The organism is Pseudarthrobacter sp. TE3704 (genome assembly GCF_056279405.1).
The window spans coordinates 781,505-799,348 of sequence record NZ_JBWCCJ010000002.1 but is presented as its reverse complement, the minus strand read 5'-3'; the positions used below and the strand labels follow the sequence as shown (position 1 = coordinate 799,348).

Here is a 17,844-nt window from a genome sequence, read left to right as displayed (position 1 = left end):
CCAAGCTCAAGGGCCTGAGCCCGGTGCAATACCGTGCTCAGGCCCTTGCGGTTTAGGCTCTTATCTGGCCAGTCCAACTTTCGGGGACCAGTTCACCGTGCGGGTCCCGCCTTTTTCGTTGTGTGGCTAAGGCAAGGTGATCCTTGCCCCGCCGGCCGTTGTCCAAGTGATGCTTCCACCCTGGAAGGTCTGGCTGCATGACGACCTGTCCGCGGTGCAGGTCTGGCTGCTGGTTGGGTAGCCCAAAGCCCCGGCTTCGAATCCCTGTCCGGCCCAGCTCTGCTGGATCGGGCCGGGCACGATCATGTGGGCCCCGCTTGTTGATGACCAAATGACGGTTCCCTTCTCGAAGTTCTGGAAGCAGCCGCCATTCCGCAGCCCACAAATGGTCCCGCTTGTGGGGTAGCCCAGTGAGCCGGATTCGTAGCCTGATGCGGCCCACCGTTCCCTGATGGGTGTTGAGGTCAGCGCCTGGGCTCCGGTAGCGGGGGAGTACATCACGGTTCCCTTGGCAAAGTTCTGGAAGCAGCCGTTATTCCTCAGCCCGCAGATTTGGGCGCTCACAGGGTAGCCGAGCTTGCCGCCTTCAAAACCTGTGCTGACCCAGGCATCGCGTACCGGCCCAAACATGACCGCGTTCGCTCCGCTCCCGGCGGACCACATCACAGTTCCCGAGGAGTAGTTCTGGAAGCAGCCGCCGTCTACCAGCCCGCATATTACGTCGGAAGCCGGGTATCCCAGCGAACCGTTTTCGAAGCCGGTTTTTTGCCACAGATCACGGATCGGGCCGAGTAAGCTCGGTTGCGCTCCAGTGGCCGGTGAATACATGAGTGCCCCCTTGGCGAACATCTGGAAGCACCCGCCGTCTTTTAGCCCGCAGTACTGGCCGGACGTCGGGTAACCGAGACTGCCTGCACCCCACCCCAGGCGTTCCCATCCTGCCGCCATCGGCCCGGCGGCTACTGTTTCAGGGGCAGTGGTGGCGGAGTATCCTACGACGCCCTTTTCAAACGCCTGCCGGCACTCGGTCTGGACCGCTCCGCAGCTGGCAGGGCCGGTCGGATAGCCCAGCCGGCCGTTCTCAAACCCGGATTTCTGCCAGTAATCGAGGATCCGCCCGGTGAGTGTATGGGCGCCGGTGGCTGGTGAGAACAGGAGCGCGCCGCCCTGGAACAGCTGGTAGCAGCCGCCGCCGCGGAGGCCGCACACTTCTCCTGAGACCGGGAAGCCTATTGGCTCTCCCTTCGTCCTCGACGCTTTCCAGGTTTCGCCCATTCCCATGAAAACGGGCCAGGCTCCTGATGCGGGCGTCCAGGCAACGACGCCACCGCTGAAGTTTTGGGTACAGAAGGAACTGGTGCAGTTTGCTTCGGCGTTCGGATAGCCCAGCAGGCCGTTTTCGTAGCCTGCTCGTCCCCACGCCTCCATTACTGGGCCGGGCTTGACCAGACGGGCGCCGGTGGCAGGGCTCCAGAGAACCGAACCGGCCTGGAACAGCTGGAAACATCCACCTGATTTGAGTCCACACACCTGATCGCTGAGAGGGTATCCGAGACCTCCGTTTTCGTATCCCTGGGCTGCCCAATGCTCACGGATTGCCCCGAACGGCACCAGGGCGGCACCGGTTGACGGGGACCACATGATGGACCCGCCCTGGTAGTTCTGGAAACAGCCGCCATTCTTGAGTCCGCAGATAACGCCGGACACGGGATAGCCCATCTGGCCGTTTTCGTATCCCTTCCGGGCCCAGGCGTCACGGATCGGTCCGGCCAGGCTTGGTTGTGCTCCGGCGGTCGGAGACCACATGACGATGCCGGCTTCATAGCCACGGAAGCATCCGCCGTCACGGAGGCCGCAAATTATCGAAGAAGTGGGTGCACCCAAGGAAGGCATGGAGGCACGGAAGGCGTCGATGGCCTTGACGGCCGCGGGTGGAACGCCGCTGGTAGCGAAGGCCTTGAGGCCTGCGTAGTCGCCGTTCCACACGTTGGAGTCACCAGCGAACGGCCCGGTGCTGCTGTACTGCCAGATGCTGTAAGTACCCCAGCTTGCGGTGGGTACCGGTCCTGCGTTGTTGGTAGGCGCCTCGGGGTAGGCCGCGATCCACAGCGGGTAGTCCCCGAAGCCGGCAGGATTTCCCAAGCACTGGTTCCACCAACTTGTATTGGTGTAGATGACGGGCAGCCTACCGGTGAGCGACTGCACGGTGTTGCCGAAGTCGCGTACCCAGGTCTGAAGCTGCGCCGGGGACATGTTGTAGCAGGTGTTCCCGAAGTAGAAGCCGTTGATGGTACGGCCTTCATAGGGGTTGAACTCAAAGTCCAGGACAGGCGGCATGGTGTACCCGTCTCCTGACCAGCCGCCGCCGTTCTGTACGAAGTACCGGGCCTGGTCTGCGCCGGATGACCAGTTCGGAATAGCGAAGTGGTAGGCGCCGCGGATCATTCCGACATTCCGTGCCCCTTGATACTGGGAGCCGTAGGACGGGTTGGTGTAGTAGTTGCCTTCCGTGGCTTTCACGTAAGCAAAACGTGCACCCATATTCCACTGCTGCTGCCAGTCCACGCTTGGCTGGTGGCCGCTGACGTCCAGCCCCTGAATACCGAACGTTGGCATCCAGGTGCCCTCGGACGACAGCGATTCCCTACTCAGGCGCCGCAGGGACTCAGAGGGGGCTGACGCGGTGACCCGGGCTGAACGCTGGCCCATTTCCGCTCCGCCTACGCCCACCGCCTCAGCCATGGATTGTGATGTCCCCGGCGAGGTCGCGACCGGCTGCGGCTCCCCCGTGGCTTCTTCCACTGGCCGCGGTTCTGCGGGGGCAGTTGGGGACGTCGACGGGGCCGGCGCGCCCGTTGGCGCGGGCGCCGCAGTTGCCCCGGTGCTTCCACCACTGGAGGAAAGGGTTGGGGTAGGTGCGGGCTCGACGGCGGACGCAACGCTGATGAGGCCGGGGCCAGCTACCAGGGAGGCAGCCAGCAGCACTATCCCCAAGGATTTCATGGCGGGGTGACGGGACTGAGACAGGTTCCGCTTCATATTTGCTCCGGAGACAATGTGGCGCTCCCGCGAGCGCTCATTTCGATAACTGTTCAGGTTTTCCCCCAGGGAGACGCCTGACAGATGGTGGTTCGACAATTAACGCGCTCACCATAGCACTGGTGTTACCAGCGGAACTAGTGGTTCCTGTGTTGCTCAAGTGATAGTTGTAGCACCGTTAGTTATCCACATATGACGCCCCTATGACTTGTTGCCGGGGTTTACCCTCCTTAAGCTGTACGCAATTGCACTGCCTGCGCTGGGCGGCAGTCATGTGGGGGAGTACTTATGGATGCTCTGGGGATAGTCGAGGACGAAGTCCGCGAGCTGATACGGCGCAAGGGCCTCGATCCATTGAGGCAGGCCGGTGAGGTCCGCCGGCTCGTGGAAGCGGCCGTCACGGATTATGACGAGCGGGCCTTGATGGGACCGCTTCCGCCCCTCGGACCGTTGGACTCGGCGCGCAGGTTCCTCTTCGATGCTGTGGCAGGGTTCGGTGTCCTCCAGCCACTGCTCGATGACCCCTCCATAGAAGAGATTTGGCTCAACGCGCCGAATGAAATCTTTGTTGCGCGCAACGGCGAATCCGAACTCACCTCGCTCAGCCTTTCCGAACAGCAAGTGCGCGACTTGGTGGAACGGATGCTGAAGAGCTCCGGCAGGCGCCTTGACATGTCGTCTCCCTTTGTTGATGCGGCCCTGCCGGACGGCTCAAGGCTTCACGTGGTCATTCCGGATGTCACGCGCCGCCACTGGGCGGTTAACATCAGGAAGTTCGTCGTGAAGGCCACCCGGCTGGAACACCTTGTGGAGCTGGGCACGCTGACTCCCCAATCTGCCCGGTTCCTCGGTGCAGCAGTATCCAGCGGCCTCAACATCCTGGTTTCCGGCGCCACCCAGGCGGGCAAGACGACGATGCTTAATTGCCTGGCGTCCAGCATCGGAAGCCGGGAGCGGGTCATCACCGTGGAGGAGATCTTCGAGCTGCAGTTCCCCTTGCGGGACGTCGTGGGGCTTCAGTGCCGCCAGCCAAACCTCGAAGGCGAAGGCGAGATTCCCCTCCGGCGCCTGGTGAAGGAAGCGCTCCGCATGCGGCCGGACCGCTTGGTGGTCGGCGAGGTGCGTGAGGCCGAGAGCCTGGACATGCTGATCGCGCTGAATTCAGGTCTTCCCGGCATGTGTACGGTGCACGCCAATTCTGCCCATGACGCAGTCACGAAGATCTGCACCCTCCCCTTGCTGGCGGGTGAGAATATTTCCAGTGCCTTCGTCGTTCCCACGGTGGCATCCTGCATCGACCTCGTGGTCCATTGCAGCCGGCAGGCGAACGGCCGGCGGGAAGTCACCGAGATCCTGTCCCTTGGCCGCCGAGTAGAGAACGGCATCATCGAATCATCGTTGGTTTTCGCCATGGCTGACGGCGTCCTGCAGCCCCGGGCGAACGCGATGCCGTCGGCGGAGAAATTTTCGCGTGCGGGCTACGATGTCGCTGCTTTGCTGGATCCCCGATGATCCCGGCACTGCTCGGAGTAACAACGGGAACGGGCCTTTTCCTCATCTGGTGGGCGTTCTGGGAGTCACCGCCGAAGGGGCGGCGGGAACGGAAGCCAAGCCGCCTGGGCGATCTTCTGGCAGCTGCGGGTGTCGACAAGGTTTCCGTGGGCGGGCTGGCAGGCACTTGCCTGGGCTTGGGGCTGTTTGTGGTCCTGGTCTTCTACGCCGTCAGCCGCTCATGGCCCATCGCCGCATGCTTCGGACTTTTCGCCGGATGGTTGCCCGTCACCGTCCTCCGCTGGCGCGCTAAAAAGCGGACTGCGTTACTGCGCCAGCTCTGGCCGGACGTCGTCGATCACCTTCGTTCGGCAATACGAGCAGGACTCCCTCTGCCGGAGGCGCTGATTCAGCTGGGTGACAAAGGCCCGGAAGAACTGCGGCCGGCGTTTCGGGAGTTCGGCGCCGACTACCGGGCCGGGGGACATTTTGATGGGTCGTTGAACAAACTTAAGTACAAACTGGCAGATCCCGTCGCTGACCGGATCGTCGAAGCGCTGCGTTTGACCCGGGAGGTCGGAGGGTCGGATCTGGGCAAACTGCTTGGTACGCTTGCTGAATTTTTGCGGGAGAGCGCGCGCACCCGCAGCGAACTCGAAGCCAGGCAGTCCTGGACCGTCAACGCCGCACGCCTTGCCGTAGCCGCGCCATGGATCGTCATGGTTCTCCTGGCTACGCGGCCGGAAGCGGTACAGGCATACAACACACCGATGGGGGCAGCAGTGTTGCTTGGAGGGCTGGTGGTTTCATTGATTTGCTACTCCACCATGCTGAGAATAGGCGCTCTTCCCCAGGATGAAAGGGTCCTCCGGTGACCGCTGTTTCTCCAGCCGCGGTCATATGCGGACTTGTCATGGGGATAGGCCTGTGGCTGCTCATCTTCAGGTCCCCGATAATGCGGGCAACGACGTTTGCGCAGCGGATCGAGCCGCAGCTCAAGGCACAGAACGTTGAGTCACGGCTCCTGCGCTCAGGAGAGCAGACGCTGACGCCCTTCGGGCCGCTCGAGAAGATCCTGCGCCCGGTCGTCCACGATGCCCTGGCGGCGCTTGGCAAGCTTAGCCCGTCCCCGGGCGCGACCGCCCGCCGGCTGGCACAGGCCGGGATTAACAAATCTGCGATTGATTTCAGGGCCGAACAGCTGCTGTGGGCGGCCGCCGGATTTGCCCTCGCGTTGGGTCTGTCCCTCATTGGGGCTGTTTCCGGCAGGTTCAGTCCACTCGTCGCGGCCTTGATCATCATCGGAGGCGCTGCAGCAGGCTTTGTGCTGCGGGACTATTGGCTGGGCGTTCAGGTCCGCCAACGGGAAGCCCGGATGATGGCTGAATTCCCCAGCCTCGCTGAGCTCATGGCGCTCGCCGTCGGCGCCGGGGAGAGCGCCACCGGCGCCTTGGACAGGGTCTGCCGGAGCGCCAAGGGGGAGCTGGCCAAGGAGTTCTCCAAGATTCTCGCGGAGACGCGGGCCGGCAAGCCGCTCGTCCTTGCACTGCAGGAGTTTTCTTCGCGCACCGACCTGGCGCCGCTGGTCAGGTTCGTCGACGGCATCATTGTCGCCGTGGAGCGGGGCACACCCCTGGCTGACGTGCTTCGTGCCCAGGCTCAGGATGTCCGTGACACCGCAAAACGGGACCTGATGGAAGCCGCCGGCAAGAAAGAGATAGCCATGATGGTGCCACTTGTTTTTGGTGTGCTCCCGCTGACCGTCGTTTTCGCCGTCTTTCCGGGTATTGCGGCGATCAGCCTGGGTTTCTAGTGGTGGCACCGACAAACGGTGATGACCGGACCGTGGCGTCATGCCGAACCAACGCAGGAAGTACAGAGGAAGAGGAAGAGAAATGAAAAACGTAGGAATCCGCTGCGCGGTGTTGTTCCTGGCTCTCGCAGATTCACGCCGCACCGCGAATGATCACCCCGAGCGCGGAGATGTGCCGGGGTGGGTCATGATCACCCTCATGTCCGCTGTCCTGGTGGCAGCCCTCCTGGCGCTCGCCGGACCCGCGTTGGAGTCCATGTTCAACCAGGCAATGGACAAGGTGGGCAGCTAAGCCCATGCCGCGTCCCGCCAAGGTAGCCAAAGGCGCCCCCGAACAGCCTGTGTCGAGGGAACAAGGCTCGGCGGTGGTGGATTTTGTCCTGGTGGGAGGACTGCTCACGATGTTTTTCCTGGCGATCATCCAACTGGCGCTCGTTCTGCACGTCCGCAACACCTTAATTGATGCCGCCGCCTCGGGGGCCAGGTACGGAACCCTCGCGGACCGGGGAGCTGTCGACGCGGAAGAACGGACGCGTGCCCTCATTGTGACCGCGTTGAATCCCGGCTTTGCCGGCCAGGTCAGCACCACCGAAGTGACGGTGCAGGGATTGCGGACACTGGAAGTGACCGTGCGGGCGCCGATGCCGGTCATTGGTCTGATCGGCCCGCGGGACATGCTGGAGGTGAAGGGACATGCCGCTATGCAGCCCTGACGTCCCGCGGCGGATTCATGCCCGGCTGCGTGAAGCGCTCTGCCTGCAAACGGACGCTGCAGCTGTGGCAATGCGGGACATGGAAAAGGTATGGCCGGGAGACAAGCAAACCCTGCGACACGGCGCAAGGCCGCAGAAGGGCGTGCATGAGCAGGGGAGCGCGGTTGTTGAGTTCACGTTCCTGGCGCTCTTGCTGATGGTTCCCCTCGTGTACTTCATCATCACCGTGGGACAAATCCAGGGTGGTTCGTTTGCCGCGGTTGGGGCAGCTGACCAGGCCGCGAAGGTCTACGTCGCCCAGCCTGACCCATCGTCAGCCCAGGCAGCCGCCGAACAAGCGGTAGCCATTGCGCTGGCTGACTTTGGGCACAGGCCGGAGGAGGCCACGGTGGCTATCAGCTGCGACCCCAACGACTGCCAGGCCGCGGGCACGGTGGTGACTGCAAACGTCACGCTGGCAGTGCCCCTGCCTTTTGTTCCTTTCCGTGACGGCCTCCGATTATCCGCCACTGAGGTGGAGGCATCCGCAACCCAGGTGGTGGGCAGGTTCCGATGACGAAGAACGAAGACGGCCAGATGATGGTGATGATTTTGGGTTACGTAGCGCTGGCCCTGCTTGTCACAACTGTTGTCATCGGTATCTCGGCCGTCTACCTCGAACACAAGCGGCTGCTGTCCCTCGCAGACGGCGCCTCGCTTGCGGCAGCGGACAGCTACACCCTCGGTGAAGTAGCGGCGCAGGGTGGGAGCCCGTCGGCGGTGCTCAATCCTGCACGGGTGCGAAACGTGGCGGCGGACTTCGTCGCCAGGAGCCCGGCGTCGGAGCGGTTTGCCGACCTGGCGGTGGCAGGGACGACAGGATCACCCGACGGTTCCACCGCCGTCGTGGTTCTCACGGCGGCAGTCCACCCGCCGGTAGTGAACTTCCTGATACCTGCCGGAATCCCGATAGAAGCAACATCCACCGCCCGTTCACGGTTGACGCGCTGAGGAACAGCACGGGCAGCTGCTGGCAGGCGGGACCGGAGCCTTTCGCCGGATAGCGTAGGCTTAAACGACCATGGCCAATATTGATTTTTCCGCTGAAATCCGCGCCCTTCGCGCCACCTACGATTCCATCGAACGAGTCTCCGATGTGGAAACTCTGAAGGAAGACATCGCCGAACTGAGCGAGCGGGCGGGCGAACCGGACCTCTGGGATGATCCTGCAGCGGCACAGAAAATCACTTCCCGGCTGTCCCACCGGCAGTCCGAGCTTGAGCGCCTCAACACGCTGGCTTCACGCATCGACGACCTCGAAGTCCTCGTGGAGCTGGGGCAGGACGAGGATGACGCCGCCTCCATGGGGGAGGCGGCCGCAGAACTCGAGTCCATCAAAAAGGCACTCAAGGAGCTCGAAGTCGTCACCCTGCTGTCGGGTGAGTACGACGAACGCGAAGCCGTGGTCTCCATCCGCGCAGGCGCCGGCGGTGTGGACGCCGCCGACTTCGCCGAGATGCTGATGCGCATGTACCTCCGCTGGGCCGAGCGGCATGGCTACCCCACCACGGTCATGGACACGTCCTATGCCGAAGAGGCAGGTCTGAAGTCGGCCACCTTCGAGGTCAAGGCGCCCTACGCCTTCGGCACCCTCAGCGTCGAAGCCGGAACCCACCGCCTGGTCAGGATCAGCCCGTTCGACAACCAGGGCCGGCGGCAGACGTCCTTCGCTGCCGTGGAGGTCATCCCGCTGATCGAGCAAACGGACTCCATCGAAATCCCGGACAACGAAATCCGCGTGGACGTCTTCCGGTCGTCCGGCCCCGGCGGGCAGTCGGTCAACACCACGGACTCCGCGGTCCGCCTCACCCATATTCCGACGGGCACGGTGGTGTCCATGCAGAACGAAAAATCGCAGCTGCAAAACCGCGCCGCGGCCATGCGCGTCCTGCAGTCCAGGCTCCTGCTCCTCAAGAAGGAACAGGAGGATGCCGAGAAGAAGGCACTGGCAGGTGATGTCAAAGCGTCCTGGGGCGACCAGATGCGCTCCTACGTCCTGAACCCCTACCAAATGGTCAAGGACCTCCGGACCGAACACGAGGTGGGGAACACCTCGGCCGTGTTCGACGGCGAAATCGACGATTTCATCGACGCCGGTATCCGCTGGCGCACCGACAACCGCAACGCGGAGAGTAAGTAGCCGCCGTTGAGAGGGCCCGGTAGCGTTTGTCGCGACGAACGGTGCTGCAAGCCGAGGTAAAAAGGCCAGCACCGTCATCGCTGCGATGTGCCTGCCCCTAAAAGGGGCAGGCACATCGCTTCCAGCCGCTATCCGTTTTCGCGTTCTGCGTTCCGGACCGGTGATTGTCCGGTCCGGAGCGGGGGCCATTCTACGGCTGGGCGGAGGGCTTTTTGCCTGTGAGGGTGTTCCAGCGTGCCTGCAGGCCCCATTTGGTGACGTTGATCATGGCTTCGACCACGATGTTGCCGCTCATCTTCGAGGCGCCGAGTTCGCGCTCCACGAACGTGATGGGGCGTTCCTCGATGCGCAGGCCCATCCGTGCCACCCGCCATGCCAGGTCGACCTGGAAGCCGTAACCGACGGAGTCCACCTGGTCCAGGTTGAGTTTTTCCAGGGTTGTCCGGCGGAAGGCGCGGTATCCGCCGGTGACGTCCTTGATCTTCAGGCCGAGCATCAAGCGGGCGTAGGTGCTGCCCACCCGGGAGATGGCCTGACGGTAGAGGGGCCAGTTGACCACGCGGCCGCCGGGCACCCAGCGGGAACCCATGGCAAGGTCTGCGCCCTGGTCGATGGCCTCCAGGAGCTGGGGCAGCTGCTCGGGCTGGTGGGATCCGTCCGCGTCCATTTCCACGAGCACGTCGTAGCCGGCATCCAGGCCCCACTTGAACCCGGCAATGTAGGCGGCGCCCAGTCCCTCCTTGCCCTTGCGGTGCAGGACGTGGACCTGGGAGTCCCCGGCAGCGATGGTGTCCGCGAGCTTGCCGGTGCCGTCAGGGCTGTTGTCATCCACTACCAGGACGTCCGACGCCGGGACAGCAGACCGGAGCCGCTGGAGCGTCTTGGGCAGCGATTCCAGTTCGTTGTACGTGGGAATGATCGTAAGGACGCGCACAGAGGGCCTTTCCTGGAGGGAGCGGTCGGTGCACCTGGCGGCCAAGCAGGCCGCCGGCAGGCGCAACTACCCATTATAGGAGCGAGTAAAGGCGGTCCGGAGAGTGCTGCGCTTCTCCCCGTAAGGCCCGCATGTAAGAGGCTTCAGTGTGTTCATTCCCAGCACCCGCTTCCCGCGACACGCCCTTTCAAACCCCGCTAATAGGCCGGGGTTCGTGCGTATAGTCGAGGGGCCGGGGCCCTACTTCCCCCAAACGAAAACCCGTGCACCGGCTGCAGAACTGGGCTGCATGTGAGAATCAGCCATGCCCTGCAGGGTACTTAGGGCCATGATCCGATTCGAAAATGTCACCAAGGTCTACGACCAGACAACCCGGCCTGCGCTGGACTCCGTCAACCTTGAGATCGACCGCGGCGAGTTCGCCTTCCTGGTCGGCGCATCAGGCTCCGGCAAATCCACCTTCCTCCGCCTGGTGCTCAAGGAAGACCGCGCCACATCCGGCGCCGTCTATGTTGCCGGCCAAAACGTCGCCAAGATCTCCAGCTGGCGGGTCCCGCGGCTGCGTCGCGGCATCGGCGTCGTCTTCCAGGACTTCCGGCTCCTTCCGCAGAAGAACGTCTTCGCCAACGTCGCGTTCGCCATGCAGGTCATCGGCAAGAGCCGCAGCGTCATCCGTGACACCGTTCCCGAAGTCCTCAAGACCGTTGGCCTGGAGGGCAAAGAGCACCGCATGCCGCACGAACTGTCCGGCGGTGAGCAGCAGCGCGTTGCCATCGCCCGCGCCGTCGTCAACCGTCCGGGTATCCTGCTCGCCGATGAGCCCACCGGAAACCTCGATCCCACCACCTCCATGGGCATCATGGGCGTGCTGGACAAGATCAACCAGAACGGCACCACTGTGGTGATGGCCACGCACGACGACGACATCGTCAACGAGATGCGCAAGCGCGTGGTTGAGCTTCGGAACGGCGTGGTCATCCGTGACGAAGCCAAGGCGCTTTACACCTCGATGATTCCCGTGGTGGGACAGTCCCGCAGGCTCAAGGACGCCAGCGGCAGGGAAAACCCTGAAACGGGCGTCCCCGGCGAAGGCGAGGCACAGCGATGAGGCTTGCATTCATCCTCAGCGAGATCGGCAGCGGACTCCGCCGCAACCTGTCAATGGTGGTCTCGGTCATCCTTGTCACCTTCGTGTCGCTCACCTTCGTGGGTGCCGCAGGCATGCTGCAGATGCAGATCAACCAGATGAAGGGCTACTGGTACGACAAAGTCCAGGTGGCCATCTTCCTGTGCAGTGAAGGTTCGACGGCGGCTGGCTGCGCGGGCGGGCCTGTCACCTCCGAACAGCAGGAAAGCCTGAACACCCTGCTGGAGTCGCCGGCGGTTGCTCAGTACATCAACGACTTCCAGTTCGAGTCCAAGGAAGAGGCGTACAAGCACTTCAAGGACCAGTTCTCGAACTCACCCATCGTGGATTCCGTGACGCCGGACCAGCTGCCGGCATCCTTCCGGATCAACATGAAGGATCCCCAGAAGTACGAGATCATCAGCGAGACCTTCTCCTCGCAGCCCGGCGTGGAAACGGTCATTGACCAGCGCCAGCTCCTTGAGCGGCTTTTCTCCGTCATGAACGGTGCCTCCCTTGTGGCCGTCAGCATCGCCGGCGTCATGATTGTCTGCGCCATCCTCCTGATCGCCACCACCATCCGGCTTTCCGCGTTCAGCCGCCGGCGGGAAACGGGGATCATGCGCCTGGTGGGCGCCTCAAAGACGGTGATCCAGCTGCCGTTCATCCTTGAAGGCGTGATCGCCGCCGTGATCGGGGCTGCCCTGGCCTCTGCCACGCTGTGGGCGGTGTCCCACTTCTTCCTCGGCGAGTTCATGTCCCGGCAGTACCCGGACACGGCCTTCATCTCCTCAGGCCAGACGCTGATCCTCGCACCGGCTCTGCTAATCCTTGGTGCATCCTTGGCTGGAATTTCGTCTCTCTTGACCTTGCGCAGATACCTTCGCGTCTAGGACCATGCAAACCGATCAAGGAATGCCCATGAACGTAACCGATCAGACCTCCGTCCGCGGACGCCGAACTGCTTCCCGCCGGTCAGGGGTCATCAGCGGCGTGCTTGCCGTCGTCCTCGCCGCCGGGCTCGCCTCATCCACACCGGTGGCTTTCGCAGACGAGCTCGAAGACAAGCAGGCAGCACTTGAGGCTGAGGCAGCGCGCGTCCAGCAGTCCCTGGAGTTCGTGGATTCCCGCATCGCCAAGGCAGCCAGCGACCTGGTGATGTACCAGGGCCAGCTGCCGGGTGCCCAGCAGGCACTCCTGGAAGCCCAAGGCCGCGTGGCCGGTGCCGTCAAAGAGGTTGAAGCGCTCTCAGCACGTGTGGACATGGCCCAGCAGAACAAGGCCAAGATCACCCAGCAGCTGGAAACGGACAAACAAAAGATCGCCGATACGAAGAAACTCATCGGCCAGATTGCCACCCAGGCCTACAAATCCGGGGGAGTCCCCTCCAACCTTTCGCTGTTCTTCGGCGACAACAACGGCGCCAGCCTCACGGAGACCATGGATCTTGCGGACCAGGCCATGCGCAGCCAAAACGCGGCCATGGACAAGTTGTCGCAGCAGAGTGCCACGAACGTGAACTCGGAAGCGCGCCTGCAGGCCGTCGAGGCGGAGATTAAAGACCTCAAGGCCAAGGCGGATGCTGCCCTGGAGAGGGAAAAGGCTGCCCGGGACGAGGCAGCCGCCAAGAAGGAACAGGTCGATCAGCTGATCGCCGACACCACCCGGCTTGATGCAGAGCTGCAGGCTGCCAAGCCTGGAATCCAGGCGCAGCTGGCGGGCGTCCAGGCCAGCCAAAACGCGGTTGCCGCAGAAATTGAGGAGCGCGACCGGAGGTTGCGTGAGGCCTGGGAGGCCGAGCAGCGGAGGCAGGCAGAAGCAGCCGCTGCTGCTGCGGCGGCTGCCGCGGCAGCAGCAGCGGCTGCCAAGGGCCAGGCGCCCCCGCCGCCCCCGCCGGTGCAGTCCTTTATGCCCCCGGCCGGATCGCCGTCGGCCTTTGGCCTGCGGCATCCCTTCTCCGGCAACGTACCCATAACGTCCGGGTTCGGCTGGCGGGCTACCCCGCCGGGCACCATCGACTTCTATGGGCAGGGCGGCTACATGCACACGGGGCTCGATTTTGGAGCAGCCTGCGGCACGCCCGTCTACGCTGCAGCAGCAGGCGAAATCTTCAGCTCAGGCTGGAGCTCAGCAGACGGCGGCGGTTGGCGCGTCAAGATTTCCCACGGCCTGATGGAGGGCAACACCCTGAACACCATCTACTACCACAACGCCAGCATCGTCGTGTCGAACGGCCAGCGGGTCTCGCAGGGCCAGCTCATCGCATACTCCGGCAACACAGGCAACTCCACCGGCTGCCATGCCCACTTCGAAACCTGGCTCAACGGTGCTCCTGTTGACCCGATGGGGCTGCTGTAGGGGTTGATTGCCCTGCCGTACACTGGTATGACTCCGCGCCGAACCGGCCCGGAGGACAACGGATCTGAACCTGAGGAGCTTTCCCGTGCCTAAAGAAAGTGGCCGAAAAGTGGTGGCCACCAACCGCAAGGCCCGGCATGATTACCACGTGCTGGACACCTACGAGGCCGGCATCGCGCTGATGGGCACCGAAGTAAAGTCCCTGCGCGAGGGGCACGCCTCCATGGTGGACGGATTTTGCACCTTCTACAACGACGAGTTGTGGATGGAAGCCATCCACATCCCGGAGTACAACCAGGGCAGCTGGACCAACCACGCCGCCCGGCGCCGCCGCAAATTGCTGCTGCACCGCGAGGAACTCAACAAGATTTCGCACAAGGTGCGTGAATCGGGCTATACCATCGTCCCGCTGCAGCTGTACTTCGTTGATGGCAGGGCCAAGGTGGAAATCGGCGTGGCCCGCGGCAAGCGCGAATACGACAAGCGGCAGACCCTCCGCGAACAGCAGGACAACCGCGAAGCGCAGCGGGAAATGCGGGAGCGCAACCGCCGCCGGTAGGCTGGAATGAATTGCCTGAAGGATGAGTTATACTAGGTAGTCCGGCGGGCTTGCCCGCCGGTTTGGTAACAAAATATGGGGATGATCGGTTTCGACGATGTTAGTCGCGACAGGTGAAGCGGGCCGAGGATGCAGAATTATCTCGTAAACGCTGTCTGCAAAACAATAATCGCCGAATCAAAACGCGATAACTTCGCTCTCGCTGCCTAAGCAGCCTTAGCAAGTTCGTCAGCCCGGGGTTGCTATCGTCCCGGATGCTGGCGTCATTTAGATAGCCACTGCTGCTTACCCTCGTCATCGGGGTGAGTGGGACTCTTTGATGACTGGGCCCGGATCAGCCAGCTGTTTGCAGCATGGCTGGGGCCGAGAAAATCCGACGCAAACTGCGCCCGGAGAAGCCCTGACAACACGACATCGGACGGGGGTTCAATTCCCCCCATCTCCACCCTGGGAAACACCCCGGTCTTCGGACCGGGGTGTTTTTCTTTGCCCGGATCCGGTCCATGCACCCGTTCACCAAGGGCGTAGCGGGCATGGGACTACTGTGCCTTCCCGGATCGTTGATTCCGATAGGACCCGGCTACCCTTCGTGGGCCGCCGGGCGGGCACAGCCAGGAGGTGCGCGGTGGACCAGGCGAGGGAACCAGCCTTTAACGAGTACGACGACGATGTGCTGGATTCGTATTCACAGACAGTCATGCGGGTGGCAGCGGCGGTCACTCCGCACGTGGCTGCCATCGAAATGACAGCGGCACGGCGGAACGGACGCGTGCGGGTGGGCGCAGGCTCGGCGGTGCTCTTCACAGAGGACGGCTACCTCCTCACCAATTCGCACGTGGTGGCAGGAACCCGGACCGGCCATGCAGTCTTTGCCGACGGCAGCCGCATGGAACTGGAACTGGTGGGCGCCGATCCCTTGTCCGACCTTGCAGTGGTCCACGGCAGGCGGGCCAAGTTGCCGCCGGCGGTGTTCGGCGCGGCGGAGTCCCTGCGCGTTGGGCAACTCGTTGTGGCGGTAGGCAACCCCCTGGGCCTGGCCGGTTCGGTGACGGCAGGCGTGGTCAGCGGCCTGGGCCGGGCCATTCCGGTCTGGTCGGGCGGCAACCGGAGAGTCATCGAAGACGTCATCCAGACTGATGCAGCGCTGAACCCTGGCAACTCCGGCGGAGCGCTGGCCGATACGCACAGCAGGATCGTTGGCATCAACACCGCAGTGGCTGGAGCAGGATTGGGCCTGGCGGTTCCCATCAACGCAACCACCCGCCGGATTATCTCCGCCCTGCTGTCCGACGGCCGTGTCAGGCGGGCCTATCTTGGCCTGGTCAGCACGCCGATGAGGCTCAACCCCAGCGCGGTCATCAGGACTGGCCAGCGGGAAGGCCTGCGCGTAGTTGAGGTACTGCCGGGATCACCGGCAGACAAGGCAGGCCTTACAGCCGGGGACATCCTCCTGACAGCCGGCGGACGCCCTGTCAGCGATGCCGAGAGCCTGCAGCGGCTGCTTTTTTCTGACGCCATCGGCGAGCCGCTCGATGTTGCAGTGCTGCGGGACGGCGCGGAGCTCCACCTGGTGGCAGTTCCCGAGGAGATGTCCAGCAACGGCAACTGAGCCGCCCGGGAAGTTCCTAGTGGTGGTCCGGCGCCGCAACGTCCGCGATGCCTACAAACCGCGTGCCGACGCCGTCGAACTCGCTTCGAATGAAGCCGGCCTGGACGGGTGGCACGTCAGCAGGTGCGTGATGGCCGCACACGACGTAGGTGAAGTCCGGCCACCACTTCTTGGGGCGGGCCGCCTCCTCGTAGCCGCAGACGACGCATTCCAGATGGACCCAAACCGGACGCTTTCCCGTCCGGTTGGCACGGGACTGGACCAGCCACGGCGGCGGATTATCCAGGATTTCGCCCAGTTCTGCCTCCGTCATCCACTTCGGAAGGCCATGGCGTTGGGCCATTTCCATTGGTACATCCAGGGCAATTGCCGCGTCACGTCTGCTGATCATCAGAATCCACGATACGGGAGGCCGCCAAATCGGCTGCTCCTCCGGCAGCCAGGCTAGGCTGTCAGCCCGATGCCCGCCGCTGCAGCGGCGAAGCCCAGCGCCAGGTTTGCAGCGATGTTGAAGACTGCGGAACCGAAGCGTGCTTCACTCAGCAGCCGCACGGTGGCGGTGGTCCACGAACTGAAGGTTGTCAGGCCTCCGGCCAGCCCCGCGGCAAGTCCGGCATGCCACTCGTCCGGCAGTCCCAGCCGCCGGCTCAGGCCAAAGGACACCCCGATGATGAGGCAGCCCAGCACGTTCACCAGCAGCGTGGCCCATGGCCAGTGTAGTTTTTCCTGCCCTCCCGCCGTCCGGACGCTGCGGGTGGAAAGGTGATGCGCGAACCAGCTGTCGATGGCAAAGCGCAGCAGTGAGCCCAGGACGCCGAAAACCCCCACCAGCGCGGCAGCGGTCATGGCCTGCCGCCCACAGCGTCAGCCTCCGCTGTACGGGGGAGCAACCTGCCCATACGCCACCCGAGGCCGGCAGCCCCCAGTCCGAGGAGCACTGAGAGCGCCAGGTAGGCAACCCAGACGGAATGCTGGCCTGCCCGGGCCAGTTGATCCACCGCGAACACCACCGCAGAAAACGTGGTGAAGGAGCCCAGCAGTCCGGGCCCCAGCCCTGCGCGCAGCCAGAACGCTGTCCCCGGCCGGGCTATCCAGGCCGTCGTTAACGCCGCCAGCACAAAGCTTCCGGTGACGTTGATCCAGAGAGTCGCCCAGGGGATTGATCCGGGATGGTCGGGAAAGGCCAGCCCCAGGCCGTAGCGGAGTTCACTGCCAACCAGGCCACCGGCGGCCACCGCAAGCCAGGCCCGCGCAGACGGCATTCCGGAAGAACTCATCCTGCCGGTTGCATCTCAGCCGTCCGCCAGGATGCAGCCAGGATGCGGATGGTCACTGTGGACCCACAGGGCCGAGGTAATCTCGTCGGCCAGATCGTAGTCCCGGGTCCGGCCGGAGTTGCGGATGCGCACCACCAGCGCTCCGCCGAACGGCCGGCGGCCCACCACCTCCACCTCGGCGTCGAGGTCTATCTCCTCGGCGGACAGATAGCGGAGCAGATCCGGGTTATCGTCGCTGATCCGGGTGATCCTGCCCGTATGGCCCTTGTCCAGCTCACCCATCAAATGGGCCCGGGGCATCAGAACCTTGCCGTCGGCAGTGGGAATCGGGTCGCCGTGCGGATCGCGGCTGGGGTCGCCCAGCTTGGCGGCGACCCGCTGAATGAAGGTGTCAGAGACGGCGTGCTCCAGCAGTTCGGCTTCATCGTGGACTTCGTCCCAGCTGTAACCCAGCTGCTGCACCAGGTACGTTTCGATCAGGCGGTGGCGCCGCACCATGGACAAGGCCAGCCGCAGGCCGGTATCGGTCAGCGTGATGGCACTGTACGGTTTGTGGTCAACAAGGCCCTGGTCCTTGAGCTTGCGGACCATCTCCGACACCGAGGAGTTGGCCACCCCCAGCCGCTGGGCAAGCTGCGAGGACGTGATGGGCTTGTCCTGCCATTCAGTGAATGAGTAGATGACCTTGACGTAGTCCTCGATGGAGGAGGAGGGCGCGCTGGTCTTCACAGGACCAAGCCTACCGG

The 17,844-nt window shown here is 63.5% G+C and carries 19 protein-coding genes and 1 other RNA gene; 14 read left to right on the top strand and 6 right to left on the bottom strand.

Annotated elements, in window-relative coordinates; translation table 11 throughout:
* Nucleotides 1-126 precede the first annotated feature (126 nt).
* The gene (locus tag ACZ9BC_RS07720) at nucleotides 127-3,039 is read right to left on the bottom strand and encodes a GH25 family lysozyme (RefSeq protein WP_476245387.1); all 2,913 of its coding nucleotides are present in this window, start codon (nucleotides 3,037-3,039) and stop codon (nucleotides 127-129) included.
* A 288-nt stretch (nucleotides 3,040-3,327) separates the two neighbouring features.
* Here ACZ9BC_RS07720 and ACZ9BC_RS07715 point away from each other — a divergent pair, with 288 nt between their 5' ends.
* The 8 genes from ACZ9BC_RS07715 to prfB all read left to right on the top strand — a co-directional run bounded on the left by ACZ9BC_RS07715 (nucleotide 3,328) and on the right by prfB (nucleotide 9,235).
* Nucleotides 3,328-4,551 carry a CpaF family protein gene (locus ACZ9BC_RS07715; RefSeq protein ID WP_476245386.1) on the top strand — a complete coding sequence of 408 codons (1,224 nt, stop codon included), beginning with the start codon at nucleotides 3,328-3,330 and terminating at the stop codon, nucleotides 4,549-4,551.
* A complete protein-coding gene (locus tag ACZ9BC_RS07710) occupies nucleotides 4,548-5,405 on the top strand; it encodes a type II secretion system F family protein (protein ID WP_476245385.1) in 858 nt (285 codons plus the stop codon). Before ACZ9BC_RS07715 ends, ACZ9BC_RS07710 begins: the two co-directional genes overlap by 4 nt.
* Nucleotides 5,402-6,343 carry a type II secretion system F family protein gene (locus tag ACZ9BC_RS07705; RefSeq protein WP_476245384.1) on the top strand — a complete coding sequence of 314 codons (942 nt, stop codon included), beginning with the start codon at nucleotides 5,402-5,404 and terminating at the stop codon, nucleotides 6,341-6,343. Before ACZ9BC_RS07710 ends, ACZ9BC_RS07705 begins: the two co-directional genes overlap by 4 nt.
* Before the next feature lie 82 nt (nucleotides 6,344-6,425).
* Entirely contained in the window at nucleotides 6,426-6,635 is a 210-nt protein-coding gene (locus ACZ9BC_RS07700) for a hypothetical protein (RefSeq protein ID WP_476245383.1), read from the top strand.
* A 4-nt stretch (nucleotides 6,636-6,639) separates the two neighbouring features.
* Complete coding sequence (locus ACZ9BC_RS07695; protein ID WP_476245382.1) at nucleotides 6,640-7,056, top strand: TadE family protein; 417 nt, start codon at nucleotides 6,640-6,642, stop codon at nucleotides 7,054-7,056.
* 142 nt (nucleotides 7,057-7,198) lie between these two features.
* Entirely contained in the window at nucleotides 7,199-7,612 is a 414-nt protein-coding gene (locus ACZ9BC_RS07690; protein ID WP_476245381.1) for a hypothetical protein, read from the top strand.
* Nucleotides 7,609-8,046, top strand: coding sequence for a pilus assembly protein TadG-related protein (locus tag ACZ9BC_RS07685; protein ID WP_476245380.1), 438 nt, complete (start codon nucleotides 7,609-7,611; stop codon nucleotides 8,044-8,046). The genes ACZ9BC_RS07690 and ACZ9BC_RS07685 overlap by 4 nt, the downstream gene beginning before the upstream one ends.
* Nucleotides 8,047-8,116: 70 nt before the next feature.
* Nucleotides 8,117-9,235: a peptide chain release factor 2 gene (gene prfB / locus ACZ9BC_RS07680; RefSeq protein WP_079597620.1), complete on the top strand. Its 1,119-nt coding sequence runs from the start codon at nucleotides 8,117-8,119 to the stop codon at nucleotides 9,233-9,235.
* 190 nt (nucleotides 9,236-9,425) lie between these two features.
* Here the strand turns inward: prfB and ACZ9BC_RS07675 are convergent, their stop codons facing one another.
* Nucleotides 9,426-10,169 (bottom strand): polyprenol monophosphomannose synthase, encoded by a 744-nt coding sequence (locus ACZ9BC_RS07675; protein ID WP_476245379.1) that lies wholly within the window; start codon nucleotides 10,167-10,169, stop codon nucleotides 9,426-9,428.
* 328 nt (nucleotides 10,170-10,497) lie between these two features.
* Here ACZ9BC_RS07675 and ftsE point away from each other — a divergent pair, with 328 nt between their 5' ends.
* The 6 genes from ftsE (at nucleotide 10,498) to ACZ9BC_RS07645 (ending at nucleotide 15,821) form a co-directional block, all read left to right on the top strand.
* On the top strand, nucleotides 10,498-11,277 hold the full coding sequence (gene ftsE, locus ACZ9BC_RS07670; RefSeq protein WP_275724689.1) for a cell division ATP-binding protein FtsE: 780 nt from the start codon (nucleotides 10,498-10,500) through the stop codon (nucleotides 11,275-11,277).
* The gene (gene ftsX / locus ACZ9BC_RS07665) at nucleotides 11,274-12,188 is read left to right on the top strand and encodes a permease-like cell division protein FtsX (RefSeq protein ID WP_079597623.1); all 915 of its coding nucleotides are present in this window, start codon (nucleotides 11,274-11,276) and stop codon (nucleotides 12,186-12,188) included. Before ftsE ends, ftsX begins: the two co-directional genes overlap by 4 nt.
* A 28-nt stretch (nucleotides 12,189-12,216) precedes the next feature.
* Nucleotides 12,217-13,653: a peptidoglycan DD-metalloendopeptidase family protein gene (locus tag ACZ9BC_RS07660; RefSeq protein ID WP_476245378.1), complete on the top strand. Its 1,437-nt coding sequence runs from the start codon at nucleotides 12,217-12,219 to the stop codon at nucleotides 13,651-13,653.
* Nucleotides 13,654-13,738: 85 nt separating this feature from the next.
* Entirely contained in the window at nucleotides 13,739-14,212 is a 474-nt protein-coding gene (gene smpB / locus ACZ9BC_RS07655) for an SsrA-binding protein SmpB (protein WP_079597625.1), read from the top strand.
* A 77-nt stretch (nucleotides 14,213-14,289) separates the two neighbouring features.
* Nucleotides 14,290-14,660: a transfer-messenger RNA gene (ssrA, locus tag ACZ9BC_RS07650) on the top strand.
* A gap of 177 nt (nucleotides 14,661-14,837) precedes the next feature.
* Complete coding sequence (locus ACZ9BC_RS07645) at nucleotides 14,838-15,821, top strand: S1C family serine protease (protein ID WP_476245377.1); 984 nt, start codon at nucleotides 14,838-14,840, stop codon at nucleotides 15,819-15,821.
* Between the two features lie 16 nt (nucleotides 15,822-15,837).
* Here the strand turns inward: ACZ9BC_RS07645 and ACZ9BC_RS07640 are convergent, their stop codons facing one another.
* Genes ACZ9BC_RS07640 through ACZ9BC_RS07625 form a run of 4 tightly spaced genes read right to left on the bottom strand, consistent with a single transcriptional unit; the run spans nucleotide 15,838 to nucleotide 17,827 of the window.
* On the bottom strand, nucleotides 15,838-16,212 hold the full coding sequence (locus ACZ9BC_RS07640) for a hypothetical protein (protein ID WP_476245376.1): 375 nt from the start codon (nucleotides 16,210-16,212) through the stop codon (nucleotides 15,838-15,840).
* A 53-nt stretch (nucleotides 16,213-16,265) separates the two neighbouring features.
* Entirely contained in the window at nucleotides 16,266-16,667 is a 402-nt protein-coding gene (locus ACZ9BC_RS07635) for a fluoride efflux transporter FluC (protein WP_476245375.1), read from the bottom strand.
* Complete coding sequence (locus tag ACZ9BC_RS07630) at nucleotides 16,664-17,098, bottom strand: fluoride efflux transporter FluC (RefSeq protein ID WP_476245374.1); 435 nt, start codon at nucleotides 17,096-17,098, stop codon at nucleotides 16,664-16,666. Before ACZ9BC_RS07630 ends, ACZ9BC_RS07635 begins: the two co-directional genes overlap by 4 nt.
* 15 nt (nucleotides 17,099-17,113) lie before the next feature.
* Nucleotides 17,114-17,827: a metal-dependent transcriptional regulator gene (locus ACZ9BC_RS07625; RefSeq protein ID WP_079597630.1), complete on the bottom strand. Its 714-nt coding sequence runs from the start codon at nucleotides 17,825-17,827 to the stop codon at nucleotides 17,114-17,116.
* Between the last annotated feature and the right edge of the window lie 17 nt (nucleotides 17,828-17,844).